This is a genomic window from Actinomadura sp. NPDC048394 (assembly GCF_040651755.1).
Taxonomy (GTDB): domain Bacteria; phylum Actinomycetota; class Actinomycetes; order Streptosporangiales; family Streptosporangiaceae; genus Spirillospora; species Spirillospora montaniterrae.
Genome location: NZ_JBEZJL010000041.1, coordinates 14,334 through 40,135 on the forward strand (window position 1 = coordinate 14,334; position 25,802 = coordinate 40,135).

The following is a 25,802-nucleotide window of genomic DNA, read 5'->3' on the forward strand; positions in this document are numbered from 1 at the left end:
CCCTGCCGCGCCGGGGCATGTGCGGCCCCCGCATGGCGCTCGTCCTGCAGGGCTCGCTGCTGGTCAGGCACGGGCACCCGGCCGTCGCCGACGCCTTCTGCGCCACCCGCCTCGTTGGATGAAAGCCCTGGTGAAGCCGTTAATGGACCGGCCGGACCAGGGTATTGGGTGAGCATGGGGGACGCGGCGGACGAAGAGGCCGGGCTCGGGGCGGACGCACCGTCCGGCGAGCCCTCGGCACCGCGCGGCCACGAGGCCGGTGCCGACGACATCCCCGTGGACGCTCCGGCCGCCGAGCGCGACGCCGCACGGGCCGCGCAGGTCGACGGGCTGGCGCGGGCGGCGTTGGCGATGGACGAGCTCGCGATGACCGACGCGGTGCGCTCCGCCCTGCGGCAGGACGGTGTCGCGGCGGCATGGGACCAGGTCCTGGTGCCGGTGCTGATCGGGATCGGCCGCAAGCACGCCGCCACCGGCGGCTATGTGGAGGTGGAGCACCTGCTGTCGGCGGTGGTGTCGCGCTGCCTGGTCACGGTGTCGCCGCCCGAGGCCATGGGCGCGGGCCGGCAGGGCCGCGGCCCCGGGCTGCTGGCGTGCGCCCCGGACGAGCAGCACAGCCTGCCGATCCTCGCGCTGGCCGCCGCGCTGGCGGAGGCCGGCGCCCCGAGGCTCATGCTGGGGGCGCGTGTGCTGGTGCCGGCGCTGGCCTCGGCGATCCGCCGGGCCGGAGCGCACACGGTGTTCATCTGGTCGCAGACCGCCGAGACCGGGGACGCGTCCTGGCTCGCCGGCCTGCCCGCCCCGCGCCCTCCGCTGCGGGTGGTGGTCGGCGGCCCCGGCTGGGATCCGGAACGGCTCCCGCCCGGGACGTCCTTCGCCGCGTCCCTGTCCGAAGCGCTCGACGCCCTGCGAACTCCCTGACCCCGAACGCGAACCGCGTGGGGAACCGGGCAGTACCTTCTCGTTCGCGCAAGTCGCACGTTCTCGTCCTTCTAAGGGACTATTAGTCCCTTGCTAGGAGACTTGCGGTCTCTTAGAGTTCGCGGTGGAGCGCCTCATCGTGAAAGGGCTGTGATGTGACCGCCTGGTTCCTCGTCGACGCGTTCACCGAGCGGCACTTCACCGGCAATCCCGCCGCCGTCGTCTTGCTCGAGGCTCCCCCGGACCAGGCCTGGATGCGGGCGACCGCCGCCGAGCTGCACCAGCCCACCACCGCGTTCGTCTGGCGCGAGGGGGACGCCTGGGGCATCCGCTGGTTCACGCCGGTCCGCGAGCTGCCGCTGTGCGGCCACGCCACCCTGGCCGCCGCGCATGTGCTGGGCCAGGACGAGATCGTCTTTCGCCACGGCTCCAGAACCCTGACCGCGTCCCGCGGCGACGGACGCATCTGGCTGGACTTTCCGGCGGTGCCCGTGGCTTCGCGCCAGGCCCCGGCGGAGGTGCTCGACGCGATCGGACTCACCTCCGTCGCCGGATTCGCCACGAACGACGACGACCACGTCATCGTGCTCGACACCGCCGCGCAGGTGGAGGCGCTCCGGCCGGACATCCCGCGGATCCTCCGCCTGCCCGCCAGGCGCGTCATCGTCACCGCCCCCGGCGGCGCGGACGCCGACTTCACCTCGCGCGTCTTCGTGCCCGCCGTCGGATTGGACGAGGACCATGTGACCGGCTCGGCCCATGCCGTTCTCGGTCCGCTGTGGGCGGCCCGGCTCGGCCGCGACCGGCTGGAGGCCGTACAGGCGTCGGCACGGGGAGGGCGGCTTTCACTCCGGGTCGGAGGCGGGCGCGTCCACGTCGGCGGCCATGCCGTCACCACCAGCCAGGGCACCCTGACCCTCCATGGCGGCCCGCAGCCCACGTCGTGACCGGGGCGGCGGCTCGGCCTGCCGTCCGCAGCTCCTATGAGGAACTGTCGAGGCAGTTTTTCAGAGCCCCGGTGATGCGGTCGATGTCGGTTCCGCTGGTGCGCCAATTGCTGAAGGCGGCTCGAAGCGCGGGGACCCCGGCATAGGTGGTCGGGGTCAGGAACGCCTCCTCCGCCATTTCAGCGGCAAGGTCGGCGAGCCGCTCGGCGGTGGGTTCCTCGGCCAGGGTGAAGCAGACGACGTTCAGGCGAACCGGTGCCAGCAGGCGCAGCCCGGGGATCGTCTTGATCGCCTCGCCGAGAGCGCGTGCGCAGGCGATGTTCCGCTGGACGATCTCACGGTGCCCGGCCCGTCCGTAGGCCCGCAGCGTGAACCAGGCGGCGAGGGCGCGCAGGCGCCGGGAGTTCTCCGGCGTGAGGTGGACGTGGTCAGGGGTCTCACCGAGCGGGCCGAGATAGGCGGCGGCGTTCTGGAACACCCGCACCTGGAGAGCCGGGTGGCGGGTGAACTGCACGGCGCTGTCGTAGGGGACGTTCAGCCATTTGTGGAGGTCGATGCAGATGGAGTCGGCGGCATCGAGCCCGGCGACCAGGTCCGCGTGGGCCGGCGACAGCGTCGCGAAGCCTCCGAAGGCGGCGTCGACGTGCAGCCAGAAGCCGTGGCGTTCCCGCAGCGCGGCGATGGCACGGAGATCGTCGAAGTCGACGGTGTTGACCGTGCCGGCGTTGGCGACGACGACGCAGGGGCCGTCCACCCGCGCCAATGCCTGCTCCAGGGCTGCGAGGTCGACCGCCTCCCGGTCCTGGACGGTCGGCACGGGGACCAGCGCGGTGCGGCCCAGCCCGAGCATGGACAGGCCCTTGGCGATGCTCGAATGCGGGCTGCCGGACAGGACGGTGACCCGTCCCAGTGCCGCCGCGCCCTCTTCCGCGACGCTGACGCCCGCGCGGTCGCCGAGCCATTCGCGGGCGATGGCCAGGCCCACCGTGTTGGACATGGTCGCGCCGCTGACGAACGTGCCCTGATGCGCGGCGTCGAGGCCGAACAGGTCGCGCAGCCAGCCGATCGTGCGGCGTTCGAGTTCGGGTGCCGCGCCGTCGAGCGCCGAGGTGGGGTTCTGGTCGGCGGCCGCGGTCAGCCAGTCGCCCGCCAGCGCGGCCGGCGTGACGCCACCGGTGACGAAGCCCAGGTAGCGGGGGCCCGCGCTCGCCGAGAACAGCGGGGCCCAGGCGCGGGCGAACTCCTCGAGCGCCCCGGTCAGCCCGGCTCCCTCCTCGGGGAGCGGTTCCGGGGCGGGCAGGCGAAGCGGCGGGACGACCGGCTGCTCGTCCAGGTGACCGAGTATCCCGGTCGCCCGGACGCGGGTCGCCTCCAGCAGAGCCGGCAGTTCTGCGAGGTCGGCGGCGAGGCGTGGATGCATGGGAGGCTCCGATTTCCGTGGTGTCCAGGTGGACGGTATCCAGAGCGGGGCGGCAAACACTGGTCCAATAGCAGCAAACTGGACCAGTGCACATCACGGACAACCAGCTGGCCGCCGCGCTGGGCGCATGGCGCAGACCAGACGCCGGCCTGGCACGAGCACTGGCCGACGCGATCGGCGACGCGACCCTGGACGGACGGTTGCGGGTCGGCTCACGGCTCCCCGCCGAACGCCGGGCCGCCGCGGCGCTCGGCGTCAGCCGCGGCACGGTGATCGCGGCGCTGGGCATCCTGCGTGACGAGGGATGGGTCGACACCCGTCGCGGCAGCGCGAGCACGTTGCGGCTGCCGCCGGCGGCCACGACGCGCATCGCGCCGTCGTCGGCCATCGGCGAGCACGGCGCGATCGACCTGCGCAGGGCGGTTCCGGCGGCACCCCACGCGCCTTATCAGCGGGCCGTGCTGAGGGCGGTCGAGCGTTCCGGCCCGGTCCTGGCCGAGAGCGGGGAGGCCGGCCCGGGGCTGCCCGAGCTGCGATCACTGCTCGCGGACCGCTACACGGCGGAGGGGCTCGCCACCCGGCCCGAACAGATCCTGATCACCTCGGGAGCGCGCTCGGCCCTGGCGCTGCTGTCGGCGCACCTGCGTCCCCGCGTCGTGGCCGTGGAGATCCCCACCTATGCCGATCCGCTGGCCGGGTTCCGGGCGTCCGGCACGCGCCTGGTCGGCTGCCGGGTGACCGCGGACGGCTGGGACCTGGACCAGCTCGACGGCGCGTTCCGCACCGCGGCGGGCGGGATGGCCTACCTCGTCCCCGATTTCCAGAATCCGACCGGTGCGCTCATGCCGAGAGCCGCCCGGCGGACCGTGGCCCGGCTGGCCGACAGGTACCGGGTGACCGTGGTGGCCGACGAGACCATGCGCGATCTCGACCTGCGCGACACCCCCGCACCGGTCCAGCGGATACCCGGCTCCCTCCTCATCGGGTCGGCGGCCAAGACGATCTGGGCCGGACTGCGGGTCGGCTGGATCCGCGGGCCGGCCGCGCTCATCGGCGAGCTGGCCCACCATCCCCTGTGCGAACCCCTGTCGGCGGCGCCGACTCAGCAACTGGTCGCCGCCGAACTCCTACGCGACCTGGAACCGCTGCTGCGTGACCGGCGGATCGCCCTGCGCCGGCAGCGCGACCACCTGAGCGGGCTGCTGGCCGGAGATGACCGCTGGCGGTTCACGGTTCCGCCCGGGGGCCTCGCGCTCTGGTTGCGCCTGACCACCGAGCGGGCCGATCTCGTCACGACGCGCGCCCGCGCCCACGGGCTCGAACTCTCTCCAGGGCCGTCGTTCGCCGCCGACGCGACCCACGCCCACCACCTCCGCCTGCCCTACACCCCGCCGATCAGCACGCTGGACCGCGTCGCCGCCGTCCTGGATCTCGCATGCGGCCATCAAGGCACGCGAGGAGCCGGATGAGCTACTGGACGAACGTCCGCACGGCCAGCGCGGCGATGAGCGTCCCGGCGGCCAGTCCCGTCACCAGCCGTCCCCGGTCCCCGGTGAGCAGGCGGCCTAATGCCGCCCCGGCGAGGACCAGTGCCATCTGCCAGATGGCGGACGCCGTGAACGCGGCGACGGCGAAGGCGGACCGGTCGACGGCGCCGAAGGCCTCGACGTGACCGCCGATGACGATGGCGGTGAAGTACAGGACCGTGCCCGGGTTCATCACCGTGATTCCGATGAGCCGCAGGTAGGCCCGTCCAGGTGAGGGAGCCCCTGAGGTGTCGCCGAGCGAGTCGGCCGGGTCGCCGTCCTCGCGGACCGCGTCGATCACGACCCGCACGGCGATCCACAACAGCACCGCGGCGGCGGCCCAACGGAGGGGGCCGACGACCGGCTCGACCACGCGGCTCGCCATCCCTCCCACCGCGACCGCGAGGGCGCTGTAGAAACCGTCCACCGTCGCGACGCCGAGGGCGGCGGCCGCGCCGACCCGCATAGGCGCCATCGAACTCAGCATGAGCAGGTAGACGGCGACGGCCCCGACCTGCATGGCGATCCCGAGGCCCGCGACGGCTCCGGTGGCGAGCGCCGTCGTCATGGGCCGGTCTCCTCGGCCTGCCCGGGCCCGGCCGCGAGGCGTTCATATAGTGGAGACATATCCACTATCATAGAAATCGTCCGTCGTTGACCGCACCGTATTTCGAGCGGGTGAGACAGGAGTCCTGATGACGCTGCGTTTCGAGCTCGATGACCTGACCCGGTCCGAGATCCATGGGCTCCTGGAAGAGCATCTGGCCGACATGCACGCCACCTCGCCCGCGGAGTCGGTCCATGCGCTGGGGCTGCGGGAGCTGCGCGCCGCGGGGGTCGAGTTCTGGACGGCCTGGGAGGGGCCGGAGCTGCGCGGCTGCGGCGCGCTCAAGGATCTCGGCGGCGGCGACGCCGAACTGAAGTCCATGCGGACGGCACGGTCCGCGCGGGGACGGGGTGTCGGAACGGTCATGCTCAGGCACCTGCTGACGGTCGCCGCCGAACGCGGCTACCGGCGGGTGCTGCTGGAGACGGGGAGCCAGGACTTCTTCGCCCCGGCCCGGCGGCTCTACGCGCGGCACGGGTTCGCCCCCTGCGAGCCGTTCGCCGACTACGTCCAGGACCCCAACAGCGTCTTCATGAAGCTGTGCCTGGACGGCGGCGCCGTTCCCACGGGGAAGCCGTGACCACTGTGCTGGAAGGGCCGGACGGCCTCGGACGGCGGATCAAGGCGGAACGGATCCGGCGCGGCTGGTCGCTGGCCCGGCTCGCGGACGCCTCCGGGGTGTCCCGGGCGATGATCAGCAAGATCGAACGGGGCGAGAGCAACCCGACCGCCGTCGTCGTCGGCAAGCTCTCCGCCGCGTTGGAACTGACCATGACCGCACTGCTGTCACCGGCGGACGGGGCCCCCGACCGGGTGCGGCGCGCCGCCGACACGCCCCACTGGACGGACCCCGGCACCGGGTACCTCCGGCGCCAGATATCGACGCCGGGCTTCCCCGCCGACGTCACCGAGATCGTGCTGCCCGCCGGCGCCCGGGTGGCGATGCCGGCCGGGACGTACGCGTTCATCGCCCAGCTCATCTGGGTCCTGGACGGCGAGCTCACCCTGGCCGAGGGGCCGGCCGCACACCGTCTCACCAGCGGAGACACGTATGAGCTCGGCGAGCCCCAAGCCCGCGAGTTCATCAACGACACCGCTCGCGAGTGCCGTTACGTCGTGGTCGTCACCCGCAAGGCCACGCCCTGACCGCCGGGCGGCCCGCGCGGCCGCCTCGCACGCGCATTCCGGCGGTGCGGTCACCGTATGGGCACTCGCGTCAGTTCCTCGGAGACCCGCCATATGCGCTGGGCTTCGTCGGCGCTGCGCAGGGGGCCGTAGAGCTTCTGCTCTGCGGGAGGGCCGCCCAGGTGTCCGAGTCCGCGCGGGCCGTAGAGCGCGCCGCCTTCGGCGTCGGGCGAGGTGGCCGCGTAGAGGGCCGGGAGTTTCGCGGTCTCGACGGTTCCGAGGAGAATGCCCCGTTCGGACAGGGCGCGGATGAGCCGGCGGGCCGAGGTCTCCTCGTCGCGGCCGAGCTCGGGACGCGCGGCGAGCAGGTTGGTCGGGGCGACGCCCGGATGGGAGAGGTTGCTCGTGATGCCCCAGCCGGCCGCGCGGCTGCGCCGGTCGAGTTCGAGGCCGAAGAGGCCGAGCGCGATCTTGGACTGCCGGTAGGCGCGCATGCCGTCGTAGGAGCGTTCCCCGTCCAGGTCGTCCCAGTTGACGGCGCCCCGGCTCGCCGCCACGCTGACCTGCGAGGTCACCCGCGCGCGGCCGGCGCGCAGCAGCGGCAGCAGATGCCCGGCGAGGGCGAAGTGCCCCAGGTGGTTGGTGCCGAACTGCAGCTCGAAGCCGTCGGCGGTCGTCCGCCGGGCGGGCGGGGTCATGACACCGGCGTTGTTGATGAGGATGCCGATGGGGCGATCCTCGTCCAGCAGGGTCTTGCCCAGCGCGGCGACGGAGTCGAGCGAGGAGAGGTCGAGGTCGCGGAGCGACACGTCCGCACCCGGGACCTGCCGACGGATCGCGGTGATCGCGGCCTCGCCCTTCCCCGGGCTGCGGACGGGCATGACGACCTCGGCCCCGGCGGCGGCGAGCCGGGCGGCGATGCCCAGCCCGATGCCGTCGCTCGCTCCGGTGACGACGGCGCGTTCACCGGACAGGTCGGGGACGGTGATGTCGATTCGCTTTCGTGGCACGGTTGGCTCCCAAGGTCTCGTCGCACTCCCCACGGTCACCGAGGCGGCCGCCGCCATCCAGGACCTGACGATCCGTGGTTGGCGTGACAGCCGGCCGCTAGAAAGGAAGCAGCACCACGGGAGGACGAGCATGGTGATCGACCGGCCGGGCCTGGCGGAGTTCCTGCGGCGCCGCCGCGAGTCGCTGCAGCCCGAGGACGTCGGCCTCCCGCGCGGGCCGCGCCGCAGGACCAGCGGCCTGCGGCGCGAGGAGGTGGCGTCCCTCTGCCACATGTCGGCCGACTACTACGCGCGGCTGGAGCGGGAGCGCGGTCCCCAGCCGTCCGAGCAGATGATCGCCTCGATCGCGCAGGGCCTGCACCTCTCCCTCGACGAGCGCGACCACCTGTTCCGTCTCGCCGGCCACAACCCGCCCGCCCGCGGCGCCGGCGGCGAGCACATCGGCCCCGGCCTGCTGCGGATCTTCGACCGGCTGCACGACACCCCCGCCGAGATCGTCACCGAGCTCGGCGAGACCCTGCGGCAGACCGAGCTCGGCGTCGCGCTGACGGGCGACACGACGCGGTACACCGGTCCCGCGCGCAGCATCGGCTACCGCTGGTTCACCGACCCCGGCAGCCGGCGGCTGTACGCGCCCGAGGACCACCGCTTCCTCTCCCGGATGTTCGTGTCCGGCCTGCGCGAGATCGCGACGCTGCGCGGCCCGGACTCTCGCGCGGCGCACTACGCGGACCTTCTCCTTGCGCAGAGCGAGGAGTTCCGCGACGTCTGGAACGAGCATGAGGTCGGCATCCGCCCCCAGGAGGTCAAGCGCTTCGTCCACCCGGAGGTCGGCGCTCTGGAACTGGCCTGCCAGACGCTCCTGGATCCGCTCCAGTCGCACCACCTGCTCGTCTACACCGCGACCCCGGGCAGCGAAAGCCACGAGAAGCTGCGGCTGCTCTCCGTCATCGGCGCGCACCGGCTCGGCGCCCTCTGACGGGGAACGCCCGGTACCGCGAATGATCTTGATGTGCAAATGATATGCTTCTCATACGAGAAGCTTATTCTCGTATGATTGAGGCGGCTTCTCGGAGTCGTCGGCGTCGCCCCGCGGACTGCCCCACCCCCGCTCGGGCCGGTCCGCGGGTCGAGGGCCCCACCCCGGCCCCCGCAACGCAGCCCCCACCATCGCCGCTGGGGCCGCCCACGTCCCTTCACATGACCGGATCACCCGCCGGAGGTCCGCTCCCGGCCTCCGCGCTTTGCGAGGGAGTCCGTTACATGGCCTCAGCCAGCACAGTCACCGTCTCCACGTTCCGGACGGCGCTCCGCGACGCCGGCGACCCGCCTCCCGACCTGGTGTCGGCGCTCGGCCCGGAAGTGCCGTCGCTGGCGATCGAGATCGTCAGGGAGATCCGCGAGTCCGTCGACGACTTCGGCGACCTGCCCGAACGGGCGCCGCGCAGCCGCGTCGTCGCGACCGTGGAGCGCACGCTTCACCAGTTCATCGACCAGCTCGCGAACCCCGCGGGCCCGAACGACCACTGCATCAGCGTGTACCGGCGGATCGGGCGGGAGGCCTATGAGACCGGAACGGGCCTGGACGCGCTCCAGTCCGCCTACCGCGTCGGCGCCCGGGTCGCGTGGCAGCGCATCGCGGACGCCGGGCGCCGCGCGGGCTGGTCCGCGGAGACGATGTCCGGCCTCGCCGAAGCGGTCTTCGCCTACGTCGAGGAACTCGCCGAGCACTCGGTGCAAGGCCATGCCCAGGCCGGCGGGAACACCGCAGACCGGCTGACGGCGCTCCGCGCCAAGCTCCTGGAGCTCGTGCTCGCCGGGCCCAACGCGGAGCAGGCGGACACGCTCGCCGTCCTGGCCCGCGAGGCGCGGTGGCGGATCCCCGCCACCGTCGCCTGCGTCGCGGTCGCCCCCGCCGAGCGGGCCGAGCCGCACCTGCCGCCGGCGGTCGCCGAGGACGTCCTGGCCGACCTCGGCCGCCAGGACGCCTGCCTCGTCGTGCCGGACCCGGACGCACCGGGCCGGCACGAGATGCTCGCGCGCGCTCTGCGGGACTCCCCCTTCGCCGTCGGCCCGAGCGTGCCGCTCGCGCGCGCCGCGGCGTCCCATCGCCTGGCGGTCCAGACGCTGTCGCTGATGCGCAGGGGCATCATCGCCTTCGACCGGTACGTCCTGTGCTCCGACGAGCTCCCGACCCTCGTCCTCTTCCGCGACGAGGACGTGATCGCCCTCATGGCCGAGCGGCTCGACGAACGGCTCGCCGCGCTGAAGCCGCCGCAGCGCGCCCGCCTGACCGAGACGCTGCAGGCGTGGATCGTCACCGGCGGGCGGGTCCCCAGGATCGCCGAGTTGCTGCACGTCCACGTGCAGACCGTGCGGTACCGGCTGCGGCGCCTCCACGAGCTGTTCGGCGACGACCTGGACGACGCGGACTGGAAGTTCGGGATGGAGATGGTCCTGCGGGCGAAGTCGCTCGCCGGAAGCCGGGAATGAGCCCGGATGGCCGACTGATGGCCCCGTTCAGCGGGCGGCGCGGCCGGGCGGGGCTTCGGGAAGGACCAGGGTGCCGTCGAGGCGCCGGGGCACGCGCCACGGGTCGTCGTCGCGGAGGGCGGGCGGGAGGAGCGGCGGCGGGCAGTTCTGGTAGGCGACCGGCCGGAGGAACCGGGCGATGGCAGCCGTCCCGGCCGACGTCGTGGTGGGCGCGGTGGTGGCGGGATAGGGGCCGCCGTGCTGCTGTGCCCAGCCGACGGCAACGCCCGTCGGGTAACCGTCGAAGACGAGACGCCCCGCGCGGTCGCGGGCGATCGCGGCCAGCCGCGCGGCGAGGCCGGTCTCGTGGGGCTCGCTGTGCAGGGTGACCGTGAGGCTGCCCGGGGCGGCGGCGAGGGCCTCGGCCAGGTCCGCCTCGCCGGTGTACTCCAGGACGACGGTCATCGGGCCGAAGCACTCCTCCAGCAGCAGCTCGGAGGAGCCGAGGAGGGAGACGGGGCCCGCCATGAGGCGGGCGGCGACCTGGCGGCCGTCGCCCGTTCGTCCGGTCGCGACGGTGCGCAGGCCCGGGATGGACGCGCGTTCGGCGGCGCCTTCCGTGAACGCGGACCGGATGGAATCACCGAGGAGCGTCTGCGGGGCTAGCCCGGTGAAGTGCGCGGCCATCGCGTCGGCGAGGCCGGACCCGGCGGGGGCCAGGACGAGCCCGGGCTTGACGCAGAACTGGCCCGCTCCGAGCGCGACCGACGCCGCGAGGCCCTCGGCGATCTCCGCGAGCCGGGCCTTCGCCGCGCCCGGCGTCACGACGAGCGGGTTCAGGCTGCCCAGCTCGCCGTAGAACGGGATCGGCTCGGGACGCGCCATCGCCAGGTCGTGCAGGTACCGGCCGCCCCGCACCGAGCCGGTGAAGCCGATCGCCTTCACCCGCCCGTCCTGGACGAGCGCGGTGCCCGCGTCGCGTCCGTGGACGAGCTGCACCACGTCCTCGGGGAAGCCGGCCGCGGCGGCGCCCGCGCGAAGCGCGCCGAGCGTCCGGACCGAGGCCTCCGGGTGCAGCTCGTGGGCCTTGACGACGACCGCGCAGCCCGCGGCGAGCGCGCTCGCGGTGTCACCGCCGGCGACGCTGAACGCGAACGGGAAGTTCGACGCGGAGAACACGCCGACGACGCCGAGCGGCACGTTCATCCGGCGCAGGTCCGGCTTGGGCGGGACGGCCGCCGGATCGGCGGAGTCGATGCGGACGTCCAGGAACGCCCCCTCGCGCAGCACCTCGGCGAACAGCCGGAGCTGCCCGCTGGTGCGGGCGGCCTCGCCGGTGAGCCGCGCCTCGCCGAGGGCCGTCTCGGCGTCGGCCGCCGCGACCAGCTCGTCCGTGCGGTCGTCGAGGGCGGCGGCCATCGCGTCGAGGAGCGCGGCGCGGCCCCGCGGTCCCGCCTCGTCGAGGACGGGCAGCAGGTCGGCGGCGCGGCGGCAGACCGCGCCGACCTCTTGCGGGGTTGCGGTGGCGTACTCGGCGCGGCGGTCGCCGGTGCGGGCGTCGATGCTCGGGACGGGCACGGGCGTCCTCCAGGTCAGGTCGTCGGGGATGCGAGCGGCGGGCGGCAGCAGCGGCCCCGCCTCCGCCAGCAGCAGCCGGGCGACCTCGATCGCGCCCGCCGCGGTGAAGTGGGTGTCGTCGGCGCTGCCGCGCGGGTAGTTGGGGTGCGGGCCGAGCCACAGGAACAGCTCCTTGGTGGCGTCCGGGCCGAGTTCGCGCCAGCGGCGCGCGCTCGCGCCCTGCAGATCGACGAGCGGGACCCGTTCGGCCTCGGCGAGCGCCCTCATCGCCGCCGGGTACTCGCCGTGCGTGGACGACCCGTCCGGTGTGCGGCGCTCGACCGGCGTCACCAGCACCGGACGGGCATCACGCGACCGGGCGCCGTCCAAGTAGCGGCGCAGGCAGGAGGTGTAGGCGCCGTAGGGGGCACCGAACCTCTGCTGGTCGTGCCTGGGGTCGTTGTGGCCGAAGCAGATGAGCAGGACATCGCCCGCGCCGATCTCGGACATGATCCGGTCGTGCATGCCGAGCCGCTCGATCGAGCTGCGCGCGCTCGCGCCGGGGTAGGCCGCGTTGACGACCGGAACGTCCAGGAACCGGGCGAGCGCCTGCCCCCACCCGGCCTGGGGCGCCTGGCCCGACGGGTAGTCCGCGGCGGTCGAGTCGCCCGCGATGAAGATCCTCATCCGGCGGTCCCTTCGGCGAGGTCGCTGGCCCGGTCGTGAGTGAGCCGCCCGTCGGCGACCACGACGGTGACCGCCCGGTGCAGGCTCTCGGGGACGGTCAGCGGCTCGTCCCAGGCCAGCGCCGGCCCGACGCCCGGGTACTCGGCGACGCGGACGAACCACGGGTCGAGCCCGGCGGTCTGGACGAACACCAGCGTCCACGCGTCCGAGGCCAGGGCCAGCCACGGGGTGACGCTGCCATGCACGGCCTCCTCCCCCGACGCCTCGCCGGTGAAGACGTGCAGGCCGGAGGAGTCCTTGGGCGCGCGCCAGAAGAACCCGCCGTAGCCCGCGCCGACCCGCCCCTTGCAGGCCGAACTCTGCAGGACGAGCGGGCGCCTCGTCCGTCCGGTGAGGGTGAACGCGAAGTCCAGCGCCCAGGCGTCCGGCACGGCTCGCGCGGTCAGGGTGCGTTCCTCGGCGGCGACGACGGTGCCGTCCGGGCCGACCCAGTCGAGGCTCTCCGCGTAGCCGCCGTCGATGGGCCGGAGCGTGCGCCGCCGCTGCCGTCCGTGGTCGGCCAGCATCTTCGGCCCTTCGTCCCGGACGTAGGTGGAGCCGCCCCAGAAGTTGGCGCCGTCGACGTCGGATATCGCGACGCTCGCCCCGAAATGGTGGACGTGGTCGTCCGGCTGGACCTCGGTGACGACCGTCCCGCCGAGCGTCCGGACGGGGTGCAGGTGGGGCCGCGGGGCGTCGGACGGCTGCAGGTCCCCGCGCTCGGTGTAGGCGGCGACGTCCCGCCCGTCCGCCCGCAGCACCGTCTCCGGCCATGGCGCCCGGACCGACCCGAGGCTCTCGGGGAAGCCCAGTTCGGAGAGCGTCTTGAGCTCGGCCGCGGCCCGCACGGCCAGGTCCTCGATCCCCGGCAGCACCAGGCGGGACGGTTCGGCGCGGACGAACCGTCCCTCGACCGGCCGCGGTTCGGGGGCGCGCCGGATCGCGTCGAGCAGCCTGGTGAAGCCGCCGGTGCGGGCGAGCGGCACCAGCAGGTCCGCCCCGTCCCGGACGTGGGCGATGAGGTTGCCGAGCAGGTCGGTCCGGTCGTAGCCGGTCCTGACCCCGCCGGCCTCGATCTCGTCGAGGGTGTAGAAGAGCCGCGCAGACCGGGTCGTGCCGTGCAGGTGCAGGTAGGGCTCGGTGCGGCGGCGGTCCGAGCACAGCGACACCGTGATCGCGATGACGGTGCCGTCGGCCAGCCGGAGCCGCGCGCTGGAGGTGTCGTCGGACTCGATGCCGTTGGCGCGGTACAGCTCCAGGTCGATGCCCGCGATCGAGTCGGCGGTGTCCGCCCCGGCGACGGCGAGGGCGGACGCGACCGCGTGGGCGAAGGGGTTGGTGAGGGCGCCGTCCATGACGTCGACGCCGTCCAGCCGGCGGTGCCCGGCCCACGCCGAGCGCGTGTAGTAGTCGAACGGGCGGGTCCACGCTCCGGCGACCCCGATGCCGCGGACCGGCTCGCCGAGCAGGTCACGGGCCGCCGGGATCGCCGCCGACCCGAGCGACTGGAAGCCGACCTGGCAGGCCAGGCCCGTCTCGTCCACCGCGGCGGAGACGGCGGCGAACTCCTCCAGCGACGGCGCGGGCGGCTTCTCCAGCAGCACGTGCGCGCCGGCCCGGAGCGCGGCGACCGCGAGCGGCGCATGCGTGTGGATCGGGGTGGCGATCACCGCGACCTCCGCGCCGGTCTCCCGGATCAGCGCCGGGAGGTCGGCCGAGACCGGCACGCCGAGCCCGGACGGCGGCCGGACGTCGCAGACCCCCGCCAGCTCCGCCCGGCCCAGCGCGGCCAGGCGCCCGACGTTCTGCAGATGGTGGCGCCCGTAGCCGTTGACGCCCGCGACGACGACCCGCACATGCCTCACGCCGACCACCCCGCCGTCCGCTGCGCCGTCCACCGGGTCGGCGCGCCCGTCGCCCGCAGCTCCGCGCCGATGATCTCCACCGGGGACGGATCGGCCAGCAGCCCGAGGTCGGCGAGCGACGCGTCCTCCACCAGCTCCACCATCGCGGGATGGTGCAGGGCCAACGCGAGCTGACCCGACAGCTCGGTGAGCAGGTGCGGGTAGACCGGCACGTCGAAGACCCGGGCGAGGTCGGCGATGCGCAGGAACGGGGTGATGCCGCCGACCCGCACGACGTTCGGCTGGACGACGTCGCAGGCCCCGGCGGTCAGCAGGTCGCGGAAGCCGTGCGCGGTCGCGACGTTCTCCCCGACCGCGATCGGCGTGCCGATGCTCCGGCGCAGCTCCGCGTGGGCGGCGACGTCGTCGGCGGGCAGCGGCTCCTCGATCCAGAACGGGTCGAACCGCTCCAGCGCGCGCAGCGCCGTCCGCGCCCGGTGCAGGTCCCACCGCTGGTTCGCGTCGATCATCAGGGCGGTGTCCGGGCCGACGACCTCGCGGACGGCGGCGACCCGCGCGACGTCCTCGGCGAGCGACGGCCGGCCCACCTTGATCTTGACGGCGGGATGCCCGGCGGCGGCCCACCGCGCGGCCTGCGCGGTCAGCTCGTCCAGCGAGTAGTGCAGGTTGACGCCGCTGCCGTAGACGGGAACGGAGTCGCGCCGCGCGCCGAGGACGTCGGCCAGCGAGCGCCCGCCGCACTCCAGGTCCCACAGCGCGAGGTCGACGCCGGCCATCGCGATCGGGACGATCCCGGACCGCCCGGCCTCGCCGAGGCGGGCCGACAGCCGGTCCCACACCACGCCGGGATGCGCGGTGAGCCCGATCACCGCGTCGCGGACGTCGTGCTCCAGCAGCGCCCGGATCGCGGCGGCCCCGATCTGCGGGGTCCAGGAGATCCCGGTGCCCGTCCGCCCGTCGTCCAGCGTGAGGGTGACGAGCAGGACGTGGTTGGCGGGCACGTCGGCGCCCCACGGCCGGGCCAGCGGCACCGACCGGGCGGCGACGGACAGGTCCTTGATCATGCCGTCCCCCTCAGGCGAGCTCGGTGCGCCAGCTGCGCTTGGCGGACCAGCCGAGCAGCCGCTCGGCCTTGGCGGAGGAGAACGCCGGGGCCGTGCCGGTCAGCGCGGCGGCGGCCTCCTTCGTCTCCGGGAAGAACCGGGGCAGCAGCTCGGCGAGCGGTTCGCGGGCCAGCGCGTCGCCCGCACCGGCGAAGAACACCTCACCGTTGCGCTCCAGATCCGGCAGCCGGGCGAGGAGCGCGTCGACGAACTCGCCGGCGTCGCGGGCGTCGAGGTAGTTGAACAGCGAGACGCTGCCGATCTCGGGCCGGTCCAGCCGTTCCCGCAGGGTGTGGCCCGACTGGGTCGGCGCGCCGTCCCACTCCTCGGGCGCGACGACGAAGCAGGGCCGGACCGCGGCCATCCGGGTGCCGGACCCGGCCCGCGCGAACGCCTGCATGGTCTGCTCGGCGACCAGTTTCGACAGGCTGTAGACGTTCCAGGGCCGCGGCGGGTGCTCCTCGTCCAGCGGCAGGCGGTCGGGGACCCAGCCGCCGGGCGCGCCGTAGCCCATCACCGTCGGGCTGCTCGCGACGACGAGCCGCTCCACCCCGAGCGCCACCGACGCGGCGCAGACGTTGAAGGCGAGCTGGGTGTTGACCCGGAAGATCGTGGCGTCCGTCCGGCCGAACGGGACGGCGATGGCGGCGAGGTGCACGACCGCCTCCGGCCGGAACCGGGCGAGGGCCGAGTGGGCCTCGCCCAGATCGGTGAGGTCGGCCGGTAGGGTTTCGGCGGCGTCCCGGGGCGTGCCCGGGGCGGTGTCGACGCCGATCACCTCGTGTCCGGCGGCCGCCAGCGCGCCGACGACGCTGCGGCCGAGCCGGCCCGCGCTTCCGGTGACGAGCACTCTGCTCACCGCGTGAACCTCCTGAGGGGTGCTGCAAACAGTTGCAGTAACAATCCCGCCAGTTCCGGGCGCCCGTCAAGAGAGCGGCGTTCCACCAGGGAAAACGGCTTGAGTGATCACCTCCATTGTGCAAACGGTTGCGTTAAGCTGGGCGGCATGGCTGTGACTATCCGGGACGTCGCCCATGCCTGCGGCGTGCACGTGTCGACGGTGTCGCGGACGTTCTCCGCGCCGCACATGGTGAACGCCGAGACCCGGAACCGGGTGCTCGCGGCGGCCGAGGAGCTCGGCTACCGGCCGAACCGGGCGGCCCGCTCGCTCACCACCGGCCGGACCGGCAACCTCGGGCTGATCGTCGCCGACCTGGCGAACCCGTTCTTCCCCCCGCTGATCAAGGCGGCGCAGGCCGCCGCCCGCGCCCAGGACTACCACCTGTTCGTCGCCGACACCGACGAGGACCCGGTCGAGGAGCAGGACCTCGTGCTGGCGTTCTCCAAGCAGGTCGACGGCGTCGTGCTGTGCAGCCCCCGGCTGTCGAACAAGGCGCTCGGCAGGCTCGCCGAGACGATCCCGTTCGTCCTGGTCAACCGGCGGATGCGCGGCGTGCCGACGGTCGTCATGGACGTCGCGCACGGCGCCCGCACCGCGATGGAGCACCTGACCGGGCTCGGCCACCGGCGCGTCGCCCTCGTGTCGGGCCCGGCCGGCTCCTGGACGAGCGGCGAGATGCGCCGGGCCGTCACCGGCATGCCCGGCGTCGACACGGTCGTGTTCGGCCCGAACGCGCCCACCGAGCAGGGCGGCGTCGCGGTCGCCGAGCAGGTGGCCGCGGCGGGCGTGACCGGCGTGCTGGCCTACAACGACCTCGTCGCGATCGGGCTGATCGAGGGCCTGGAGGAGCGCGGCGTCCGGGTGCCGGCCGACGTCAGCGTGATCGGCGTCGACGACAGCATCACCGGGCGGCTGCACCGGCCCAAGCTCACCACGGTCGCCATGCCCACGGCCGACGCCGGGCGCATGGCCGTCGACCTGCTCGTCAAGTCGATGAGCGCCGCCACCGTCCTGGAGACCCACCTGGTGGTCCGCGAGTCCACCGCACCCCCGAAAGGATTGCCATGACGCTTCCCGACACGGCCTTCGGCGTCACCCCCGAGGGCGAGAAGGTCCACCGGCACGTGCTGGACAACGGGCGGTTGCGGGCCGCCGTCCTGACCTACGGCGCGACGCTCCAGCGGCTCCAGGTCGCCGACGGCACCGACGTCATGCTCGGTCTCGGCACGCTCCAGGACTACCTGCGCCGCAGCCGGTACTTCGGCGCGGTCGTCGGCCGGTACGGCAACCGCATCGCCCGCGGCAGGTTCACGCTCGACGGCACGGAGTACCGGCTCGCGGCCAACGACGGCGAGCACGCCCTGCACGGCGGCGTCCGCGGGTTCGACAAGCGGGTGTGGCGGGCCGAGTCGGCCGGCCCCGAGGAGGTGGAGCTGAGCCTGGTGAGCCCGGACGGTGAGGAGGGCTATCCGGGCGAGCTGCGGGCGAGCGTCCGGTACGTCCTGGACGGCGACGCGCTGCGGCTGGAGTACCGCGCCACGACCGACGCCCCGACGGTGGTCAACCTGACCAACCACTCCTACTTCAACCTGGCGGGCTCCGGCGACGTGCGCCGCCACGTGGTGATGCTGGAGGCGGACCGCTACCTGCCGGTCGACGAGGGGAAGATCCCCACGGGCGAGCTGGCGCCGGTCGCCGGGACGCCGTTCGACTTCACCGCCCCCACCCGGGTGGACGCGCGCCGCGACGGCCGCTACGACCACTGCTTCGTGCTCCGGGGGCGGGCGACGGTGACCGATCCGGCGAGCGGCCGGTCGATGGAGGTCACCACGACCGAGCCGGGCGTGCAGTTCTACACCGGGCACATGCTGGACGGCGTCGCCACCCCGTTCGGGCCGTTCGCGGGCCTGTGCCTGGAGACCCAGCGGTTCCCCGACGCGCCGAACCGGCCGGCGTTCCCGTCCGCGGTGCTGCGGCCCGGACAGGAGCACCGCTCGGTCACCACGTACCGCTTCAGCCATGCCCGCGACTGCAACCGTTTGTAGTAACAAGCAGGCAGGCCCGAACGTTATGGTGCCGACGCTTTGTGCCCAAAAGGCCGCTGACCTCGGCTTATTCGATTGCGGTTCGACGTCGGTCGTGAGGAATCTCACTGCAAAGGGTTGACGTCATCTGCGAGATGGCTATAAGAAAGCGCTATCTCATCCACCCGCTCAACCGAAGGGCCAGTGATGACGCTGAGGCCCGCCGAGGCCGGCCCGGCGGCGGGGACGGCCGAACCCCCGGCCGCGCCCCCCGCGCGGCGGCGAGCGCGCCGCCCCCGCCGCCGCAAGAGCTCCCGCGCACGCTCACAGGCATGGGCCGGCTACCTGTTCCTGGCCCCCTGGTTCATCGGGCTGTTCGCCATCACGCTCGGCCCGATGATCGCCACGCTGTACCTGTCGTTCAACGACTACAGCATGCTGACGCCGCCGCACTGGATCGGCCTGGACAACTACCACAAGATGTTCACGGCCGACGACCGGTTCATCCACTCGCTCCGGGTCACGACCGTCTACGTCGCCGTCTCCGTGCCCCTCCAGCTCGCGTTCGCGCTCGGGCTGGCGATGGCGCTGGACAAGGGGCTGCGCGGGCTGCCGATCTACCGGTCGGTCTTCTACCTGCCCTCACTGCTCGGCGGCAGCGTCGCGATCTCGATCCTGTGGCGGAAGATCTTCGGGACCGACGGGATCGTCAACACGTTCCTCGGCTGGTTCGGCTACCACGGCGAGGGCTGGGTCACCAGCCCCGACACCGCGCTGTGGACGCTGATCATCCTGCACGTGTGGACGTTCGGCGCCCCGATGGTCATCTTCCTGGCCGGGCTCCGGCAGATCCCGCGGGAGCTGTACGAGGCGGCCCGGGTGGACGGCGCCGGCCGGTGGCGCCAGTTCCGCTCCATCACGCTGCCGCTGCTCACCCCGATCATCTTCTTCAACGCCGTGCTGGAGCTGATCAAGTCGTTCCAGTCCTTCACGCAGGCGTTCGTCGTCAGCGGCGGCAACGGCGGACCGGTCGACTCGACCCTCTTCTACACGCTCTACCTCTACATCAAGGGCTTCAAGAACTACGAGATGGGCTACGCGGCCGCCATGGCCTGGGTGCTGCTGCTCATCATCGGGGCCCTGACCGCCGTCAACTTCCTCATGTCTCGATTCTGGGTCTTCTATGGCGACGAGAAGTAACCGCGTGCCGGTGCTGTTCCGGCCCGCGTCGCGGCTGACCAAGCACGTGCTGCTCATCGTGTTCGGGCTGTTCATGCTCTACCCGCTGCTCTGGATGATCTCCAGCTCGATCAAGCCGGAGAGCCTGATCTTCCGGGAGCCGGGCCTGGTGCCGCACGACGTCACCGGCGCGAACTACTCCGGCGGCTGGCACGCGCTCAAGCACTCCTTCGGCTACTACCTGTGGAACTCGGCGGTCATCACCGTGCTCGCGGTCGTCGGCAACCTGGTGGCCTGCTCCCTGGCCGCCTACGCGTTCGCGCGGCTGGAGTTCCCGCTGAAGAAGCTGTGGTTCACCGTCATGCTGCTGTCGATCATGCTGCCGCACCACGTCACCGTCGTGCCGCAGTACATCATGTTCAGCAAGCTCGGCTGGATCAACACGATCTGGCCGATCGTGGTGCCGAAGTTCCTCGCCACCGACGCGTTCTTCATCTTCCTGATGGTGCAGTTCATCCGCACCCTGCCCCGGGAGCTGGACGAGGCCGCCGCGATCGACGGCGCCGGCCACTGGCGGACGTTCGTGCAGGTCATCCTGCCGCTGTGCGTGCCCGCGCTGGCCACCACCGCGATCTTCACGTTCATCTGGACGTGGAACGACTTCTTCACCCAGAACCTCTACCTCACCAGTTCCGACAACCTCACCGCGCCCGTCGCGCTGCGCCAGTTCCTGGACGCCAGCAGCGATTCGTCGTGGGGGCCGATGTTCGCGATGTCGATCATCTCTCTCGGCCCGATCTTCGGCTTCTTCCTGGCCGGCCAGAAATACCTCGTCCGCGGAATGGCGACCACCGGTTTCAAATAGCCCCCCGCTTCCTCCCCACCCCCCTGTCCGGAGGTACGAACAATGAAACGCATCCTGGCGGCCACCGCCCTCGCCGTGGTGGCGGTCTCGGCCACCGCCTGCGGAGGCGGCGACGACGGCGGATCCGGCGGCAAGACCAAGCTCGTCTTCTCCTACTGGGGCAGCGACTCCCGGCAGAAGCTGACCGAGACGGCGATCGCCGCCTTCGAGAAGAAGAACCCGACGATCGACGTCGAGGGCGACTTCTCCGACTTCGACAGCTACTACGAGAAGCTCGCCACCAAGACCGCGGCCGGGGACGCCCCGGACGTGATGTCGATCGAGATCCGCGGGCTGGCCGAGTACGCGGGACGCGGCGCCCTCGCCGACACCAAGGGCAAGGTCAACACCGCCGACCTCGACCAGAGCGTGCTCAAGGCGGGGCAACTGGACGGCAAGCAGTACGCGATCCCGACCGGCGTCAACACGTGGCCGATGATCGTCAACAAGGACCTCCTGGGCAAGGAGGGCCAGAAGATGCCCGACGACAAGACGTGGACCTGGGACGACTACATCGCGGCGTCCCAGAAGATGACGCAGCAGAGCGGCGGGCAGGTCTGGGGCACCGAGTACAACGAGAACCCCGCGTTCCTGCAGGTCTTCGCCGGCCAGCGCGGTGAGCCGTTCTACAACGACGGCAAGATCGGGCTGTCCGCGCAGACCGTCCAGGACTGGTGGGCACTGCTGCAGAAGATCATCGCCACGAAGGCCGGGCCCGGCGCCGCGAAGATGCTGGAGACCGGCACCAAGCCCGACCAGGCGCTGCTCGCCACCAACAAGAGCGTGTACGGCAGCTGGTGGAGCAACCAGCTCGACGCGCTGTCCAAGGGCTCCGGCCAGGACCTGGAGCTGCTGCGGATGCCGAAGGCGCCGGGCGCGAGCGCGTCCGGGATGTTCCTGCAGCCGGCGATGTACTACACGATCTCGTCCCGGACCAAGCACTCCGCCGCCGCCGCGAAGTTCATCGACTTCATGGTCAACGACCCCGAGGCCGGCGCGATCGTGCTCAGCGACCGCGGCCTGCCCACCAACGCCAAGGTCCTCGCCGCGATCAAGGGCAGGCTCTCCCCCGCCGACCAGAAGGTGGCGGCCTTCATGGACTCGATCAAGGGCGAGCTGAGCCCGATCGTGATCCCGCCGAAGGGCGCGACGGAGATGGAGGACATCCTCAAGCGCGCCACCGACTCGGTGCTGTTCGGCAAGGCGAAGCCGGACGCCGCGGCCAAGAGCTTCCTGTCCGAGGCCAACAACGCGCTGTCCAAGTAAGGCCCCGCCTCGGTAGCGCCGCGTCGCGGCAAGGCGCACGGACGAGCCGTGCGGCCCGCGGCCACCCCCGGGCCGCACGGCGCCACCCCTGATCCTGGAGTTCCCGCACCATGCGATACGCCTTCGTCGGGCTCGGCCACCGGGCTCAGATGTACGTCGACGCACTGCTCGGCGACTGGAGCGGCACCGGCGAGATCGCCGCGCTCTGCGACCCCAACCGCACGCGGCTGGCCTACTACCTCGACCGCATCGGACGCGACGTGCCGTGCTTCGCGCCCGCGGAGTTCGGCAAGATGCTCGAGCTCGCGGACGCCGTCGTCGTCACCACGGTCGACGCGGCCCACGCCCGGTACGTCGTCGCGGCGCTCGACGCGGGCAAGGACGTCGTCGTCGAGAAGCCGCTGTGCACGACCGCCGAGGACTGCGCGGCGATCGCGGACGCCGCCGAGCGCAGCACCGGCCGGCTCGTCGTCACCTTCAACTACCGCTACTCGCCGCGCAACAGCGCCGTCCGGCGGGTCCTCGCGGACGGCGCGATCGGCGAGGTCACGTCGGTGCACTTCGAATGGGCGCTGGACACCATCCACGGCGCCGACTACTTCCGCCGCTGGCACCGCGACAAGGCGAGCTCCGGCGGGCTGCTGGTGCACAAGGCCACCCACCATTTCGACCTGGTGAACTGGTGGCTCGACGACGCCGCCGCGTCCGTCTACGCCCAGACGTCCCTGCGCTTCTACGGCGCCGACAACGCCCGCGCGCGCGGGCTCACCGACCGTCCCGCCAGGGCACGGCACGCGCCGGGGCTCGGCACGGACCCGTTCCTGCTCGACCTGTCCGCCGACCCCCGGCTCAAAGCGCTCTACCTGGACGCCGAGCACGAGGACGGCTACCTCCGCGACCAGGACGTGTTCGGCGAGGGCATCACCATCGACGACAACATGGCCGTCCTCGTCCGCTACGAGAAGGGCGCGCTGCTCACCTACTGCCTCAACGCCCACGCCCCGGCGGAGGGGTACCGGGCCGTCTTCAACGGCACCGCCGGACGGCTCGAACTGCACGTGGTCGAGCGCGCGTGGACGCCGCCGCACGCCGCGATCGACCCGACCGCGTCCGGGAAGGAGCACGCCGCGGGCGCGTCGGAGCGGCTCGTCCTGCACCGGCACTGGCACGAGCCCGAGGAGATCGCGATCGAGCAGGGCGCGGGCGCGCACGGCGGCGGGGACGCGCTGCTGCTCGACGACGTGTTCCGCGGCCCGTCGGACGACCCGCTCGCGCGGCAGGCGGGGTACCGGGCGGGCGTGGCGAGCGTGATGATCGGCGTGTCGGCCGGGCTGTCCGCGGCGACGGGCGCGCCCGTCGCCCTCACGGCCGGCGGGACGCGGCGGGCGGGCTGATGCTCGGGGAGTTCGCGGGCCTGGCGGGGATCGCCGCGCGGGACCGCGGGCTGTTCCCGGCACTGGGCCCGGACCTGCCCGCCCGTCTGCGCGACGCGCTCGGCGTCCTGGAGCTGCGCGCCCGGGACGTCCGGGTCGAGGGCCGGTGGACCGCCGGGGACGTGGCCGGCGAGGAGCTGTCCTGGACGGTCGGTTTCGGCCCCCGCACCCGCGCCTTCCTGCTCCGCCCGCGCGACGCGGCGGGCCCGCTGCCGGGCGTCGTCGCGCTGCACTGCCACGCGGGCATGAAGTGGGCGGGCAAGGACAAGATCGCCGATGGTCCGGGGCCGCCGGCGCCCGAGGTCGTCCGGCTGCGCCGCGAGATCTACGGCGGCCGCGCCTACGCGAACGAGCTGGCCCGCCGGGGCTTCGCCGTGCTCTGCCATGACGTCCTCGCCTGGGGTTCCCGGCGCTTCCCGCTCCCCCTCGCTCCAGGTCCGGACGCGACCGAGCCCGACCGCTATGACCGCGCCGCACGCGACCACGAGCACGTGCTGGCGAAGGCCTGCACGCTCCTCGGCACGTCGTTCGCCGGGGTGCTCGCCTCCGAGGACCTCGCGGCGGCGGCGTACCTGCGCTCCCGGCCCGGCATCACGTCCGTCAGCGCGATCGGCCTGTCGGGCGGCGGGGTGCGCGCCGCCCTGCTGGGCGCACTCGACGCGGAGGTCGACGCCGTGATCGCGGTCGCGGCGGTCTCCTCCTTCCAGGACTTCCGCGACGAGCACGTGGCCGCCCATTCCTGGATGCTGTTCCCTCCCGGGCTGACCCGCCTGGCCGACTGGCCCGGCGTGGTCGCCTGCCGGGTCCCGCGACCGCTTATGGTCCTCTACGCCGCCGCCGACCCGCTCTTCCCCGCCGAGGGGATGCGCCGCGCGCACCGCGAGATCACCGATGCCTACCGGGCGGCGCCCGGCCGCTATACCGGCGCCTTCTTCGACGCTCCCCACGCCTTCGGCATTCCGATGCAGGAAGCGGCTTTCGCATGGCTCGCCGATATTTCGCGCGGCCGATAGCGGACCCCTATACAACAATTGCAGCCATTGACGGGTTCGCGAGGCGCGCCTACTTTGAGAGAAAGCGCTTTCAAGGGTCTGATCAACCCTGACCACCCCACATCCGAGAACCGTTCCCCTTTCGCCGGGAGAACGGTCGGGCACGCCCGGAGAAGAGAACCGGGCGATCTGGAGACAGACAATGCAACTGAGACCCGTCATCGCGTGCGGCGGACTGCTCGCCGGCGCGCTCGTCGCACTGTCCGCGAACCCGGCGCAGGCCGCCACCACCCGCTACGAGGCCGAAAGCTCCCCCGCGGTGTGCAGCGGGACCATCGACTCCGACCACGGCGGCTACTCCGGCACCGGATTCTGCAACGGCGAGAACAAGGCCGGGGCGTACGCGCAGTTCACCGTGAACGCGGCGGCCGCGGGCACGGCCACGCTGCGGATCCGCTTCGCCAACGGCACCTCCTCCGCGCGCCCCGCGGACGTCACCGTCAACGGCTCGGCCGGCCCGTCGGTGTCGTTCGAGGGCACCGGCTCCTGGGACACCTGGGCCACGAAGACGGTCACCGTGCCGGTCACCGCGGGCGCCAACACCGTCCGGCTCACCCCCACCGGCGCCGGCGGCCTGGCCAACATCGACTGCGTCGACGTCGAGCTGGGCGGCGACACCCCGCCGCCGACCAGCGGAGACGCCTTGTACGTCGCGCCGGGGGGCAGCGACGGCGCGTCCGGGACGCAGTCGGACCCGACGACGCTCGCCTCCGCGATCGGCCGCGTCTCCCCCGGCGGGACGATCTACATGCGCGGCGGCACCTACCACTACGCGCAGACGGTCACGATCCCGCAGGGCGATGACGGGACGTCGAGCGCCCGCACCGTGCTGTCGGCCTACCCCGGCGAGACCCCCGTCCTGGACTTCTCGGCGCAGAGCGAGGACCCGGTCAACCGCGGCCTCCAGGTGAACGGCTCCTACTGGCACCTCTCCGGCCTCATCGTCGAGCACGCGGGCGACAACGGCGTCTTCGTCGGCGGCAGCGGAAACGTCATCGAGCGGACGGTGACGCGCTTCAACCGCGACACTGGGCTGCAGATATCCCGGATCGCCTCCAGCACCCCGCGCGACCAGTGGCCGTCCGGGAACCTCGTCGTCAGCTCCGAATCCCACGACAATTCCGATTCCGACGGCGAGGACGCCGACGGATTCGCCGCAAAGCTCACCGTCGGCACCGGGAACGTGTTCCGCTACGACGTTTCCCACAACAACATCGACGACGGCTGGGATCTGTACACCAAGACCGACACCGGCGCCATCGGACCGGTCACCATCGAGGACTCCCTTTCCTACGGGAACGGCACGCTCACCGACGGAACGCAGAACGAGAACGGCGACCGCAACGGCTACAAGCTCGGCGGCGACAAGATCGCCGTGAACCACGTCGTGCGGCGCAGCATCGCGTACGGGAACGGCCACCACGGATTCACCTACAACAGCAATCCCGGCACGATCACGGTGTCGGACGACGTCAGCATCGACAACGCCGAGCGGAACTTCTCCTTCGACACCGGCACGTCGGTGTTCCGGAACGACACCTCGTGCCGGTTCGGCGTCGACGGGTCGAACGACAAGGTCGCGGGCGACGCCGACGCGTCGAACCAGTTCTGGTCCGGGACGAACGGGTCCCGCTGCTCGGCGTACGCCGGGGCGCTCGGCTGGTCGTTCGCCTCGGACGGCCGCCTGGTCGTGACCTTCGGCGGCAAGGCGGTGACGCCTTAACCCCTATCCGCCAACCCCTATCCGCCGCACGTCCCCGCCCG

The 25,802-nt window shown here is 72.7% G+C and carries 21 protein-coding genes and 1 pseudogene; 15 read left to right on the top strand and 7 right to left on the bottom strand.

The genetic code is table 11. The features are described from left to right. Positions 1-174: 174 nt before the first annotated feature. Positions 175-921: a B12-binding domain-containing protein gene (locus AB0C78_RS28205; protein ID WP_360753422.1), complete on the top strand. Its 747-nt coding sequence runs from the start codon at positions 175-177 to the stop codon at positions 919-921. Positions 922-1,076: 155 nt separating this feature from the next. Continuing rightward, positions 1,077-1,868 (top strand): PhzF family phenazine biosynthesis protein, encoded by a 792-nt coding sequence (locus tag AB0C78_RS28210; RefSeq protein WP_360753424.1) that lies wholly within the window; start codon positions 1,077-1,079, stop codon positions 1,866-1,868. Positions 1,869-1,902: 34 nt separating this feature from the next. Here AB0C78_RS28210 and AB0C78_RS28215 read toward each other — a convergent pair whose 3' ends face one another. After that, positions 1,903-3,288: a pyridoxal-dependent decarboxylase gene (locus AB0C78_RS28215; RefSeq protein ID WP_360753427.1), complete on the bottom strand. Its 1,386-nt coding sequence runs from the start codon at positions 3,286-3,288 to the stop codon at positions 1,903-1,905. Positions 3,289-3,374: 86 nt separating this feature from the next. On the opposite strand from AB0C78_RS28215, the gene AB0C78_RS28220 reads away from it, so the two are divergent. Further along, on the top strand, positions 3,375-4,757 hold the full coding sequence (locus AB0C78_RS28220) for a PLP-dependent aminotransferase family protein (protein ID WP_360753430.1): 1,383 nt from the start codon (positions 3,375-3,377) through the stop codon (positions 4,755-4,757). 1 nt (position 4,758) lies between these two features. Here AB0C78_RS28220 and AB0C78_RS28225 read toward each other — a convergent pair whose 3' ends face one another. Continuing rightward, complete coding sequence (locus tag AB0C78_RS28225) at positions 4,759-5,382, bottom strand: LysE family transporter (RefSeq protein ID WP_360753433.1); 624 nt, start codon at positions 5,380-5,382, stop codon at positions 4,759-4,761. Between the two features lie 127 nt (positions 5,383-5,509). Here AB0C78_RS28225 and AB0C78_RS28230 point away from each other — a divergent pair, with 127 nt between their 5' ends. Next, positions 5,510-6,001 (top strand): GNAT family N-acetyltransferase, encoded by a 492-nt coding sequence (locus tag AB0C78_RS28230; RefSeq protein ID WP_360753436.1) that lies wholly within the window; start codon positions 5,510-5,512, stop codon positions 5,999-6,001. Beyond that, positions 5,998-6,567, top strand: a complete 570-nt coding sequence (locus tag AB0C78_RS28235) for a helix-turn-helix domain-containing protein (RefSeq protein WP_360753438.1) — start codon at positions 5,998-6,000, stop codon at positions 6,565-6,567. Before AB0C78_RS28230 ends, AB0C78_RS28235 begins: the two co-directional genes overlap by 4 nt. Before the next feature lie 50 nt (positions 6,568-6,617). Here AB0C78_RS28235 and AB0C78_RS28240 read toward each other — a convergent pair whose 3' ends face one another. Then, a complete protein-coding gene (locus AB0C78_RS28240; RefSeq protein WP_360753441.1) occupies positions 6,618-7,556 on the bottom strand; it encodes an SDR family oxidoreductase in 939 nt (312 codons plus the stop codon). A 133-nt stretch (positions 7,557-7,689) separates the two neighbouring features. On the opposite strand from AB0C78_RS28240, the gene AB0C78_RS28245 reads away from it, so the two are divergent. Together AB0C78_RS28245 and AB0C78_RS28250 are read left to right on the top strand one after the other, a co-directional pair. Continuing rightward, complete coding sequence (locus AB0C78_RS28245; RefSeq protein ID WP_360753584.1) at positions 7,690-8,535, top strand: helix-turn-helix transcriptional regulator; 846 nt, start codon at positions 7,690-7,692, stop codon at positions 8,533-8,535. 284 nt (positions 8,536-8,819) lie between these two features. Then, on the top strand, positions 8,820-10,049 hold the full coding sequence (locus AB0C78_RS28250) for a helix-turn-helix domain-containing protein (protein ID WP_360753443.1): 1,230 nt from the start codon (positions 8,820-8,822) through the stop codon (positions 10,047-10,049). A 27-nt stretch (positions 10,050-10,076) separates the two neighbouring features. Here the strand turns inward: AB0C78_RS28250 and AB0C78_RS28255 are convergent, their stop codons facing one another. The 4 genes from AB0C78_RS28255 to AB0C78_RS28270 are packed head-to-tail and all read right to left on the bottom strand — an operon-like array spanning position 10,077 to position 16,138. Continuing rightward, on the bottom strand, positions 10,077-12,272 hold the full coding sequence (locus AB0C78_RS28255) for an aldehyde dehydrogenase family protein (RefSeq protein ID WP_360753446.1): 2,196 nt from the start codon (positions 12,270-12,272) through the stop codon (positions 10,077-10,079). After that, positions 12,269-14,176, bottom strand: coding sequence for a DUF6807 family protein (locus tag AB0C78_RS28260; protein ID WP_360753449.1), 1,908 nt, complete (start codon positions 14,174-14,176; stop codon positions 12,269-12,271). Before AB0C78_RS28260 ends, AB0C78_RS28255 begins: the two co-directional genes overlap by 4 nt. Beyond that, entirely contained in the window at positions 14,173-15,240 is a 1,068-nt protein-coding gene (locus tag AB0C78_RS28265; protein WP_360753451.1) for a mandelate racemase/muconate lactonizing enzyme family protein, read from the bottom strand. The genes AB0C78_RS28260 and AB0C78_RS28265 overlap by 4 nt, the downstream gene beginning before the upstream one ends. A 10-nt stretch (positions 15,241-15,250) precedes the next feature. Beyond that, positions 15,251-16,138, bottom strand: a complete 888-nt coding sequence (locus AB0C78_RS28270) for an NAD(P)-dependent oxidoreductase (protein ID WP_360753454.1) — start codon at positions 16,136-16,138, stop codon at positions 15,251-15,253. 147 nt (positions 16,139-16,285) lie between these two features. Between AB0C78_RS28270 and AB0C78_RS28275 the strand changes: the two genes are divergently transcribed. From AB0C78_RS28275 to AB0C78_RS28310, 8 genes and pseudogenes are all read left to right on the top strand, one after another. Further along, positions 16,286-17,248 (top strand): LacI family DNA-binding transcriptional regulator, encoded by a 963-nt coding sequence (locus tag AB0C78_RS28275; RefSeq protein ID WP_151538233.1) that lies wholly within the window; start codon positions 16,286-16,288, stop codon positions 17,246-17,248. After that, positions 17,245-18,225 carry an aldose epimerase family protein gene (locus tag AB0C78_RS28280; protein ID WP_360753457.1) on the top strand — a complete coding sequence of 327 codons (981 nt, stop codon included), beginning with the start codon at positions 17,245-17,247 and terminating at the stop codon, positions 18,223-18,225. Before AB0C78_RS28275 ends, AB0C78_RS28280 begins: the two co-directional genes overlap by 4 nt. Positions 18,226-18,411: 186 nt before the next feature. Further along, positions 18,412-19,404 (top strand): sugar ABC transporter permease, encoded by a 993-nt coding sequence (locus AB0C78_RS28285; RefSeq protein WP_360753460.1) that lies wholly within the window; start codon positions 18,412-18,414, stop codon positions 19,402-19,404. Then, positions 19,388-20,248, top strand: a complete 861-nt coding sequence (locus AB0C78_RS28290; RefSeq protein WP_360753463.1) for a carbohydrate ABC transporter permease — start codon at positions 19,388-19,390, stop codon at positions 20,246-20,248. Before AB0C78_RS28285 ends, AB0C78_RS28290 begins: the two co-directional genes overlap by 17 nt. Before the next feature lie 42 nt (positions 20,249-20,290). After that, complete coding sequence (locus AB0C78_RS28295; protein ID WP_360753465.1) at positions 20,291-21,553, top strand: extracellular solute-binding protein; 1,263 nt, start codon at positions 20,291-20,293, stop codon at positions 21,551-21,553. Between the two features lie 110 nt (positions 21,554-21,663). Next, on the top strand, positions 21,664-22,947 hold the full coding sequence (locus AB0C78_RS28300; RefSeq protein WP_360753468.1) for a Gfo/Idh/MocA family oxidoreductase: 1,284 nt from the start codon (positions 21,664-21,666) through the stop codon (positions 22,945-22,947). Further along, a complete protein-coding gene (locus AB0C78_RS28305) occupies positions 22,947-23,999 on the top strand; it encodes a hypothetical protein (RefSeq protein WP_360753470.1) in 1,053 nt (350 codons plus the stop codon). The genes AB0C78_RS28300 and AB0C78_RS28305 overlap by 1 nt, the downstream gene beginning before the upstream one ends. A 181-nt stretch (positions 24,000-24,180) precedes the next feature. Further along, a pseudogene (locus AB0C78_RS28310) lies at positions 24,181-25,758 on the top strand (carbohydrate-binding protein); the annotation flags it as partial. Between the last annotated feature and the right edge of the window lie 44 nt (positions 25,759-25,802).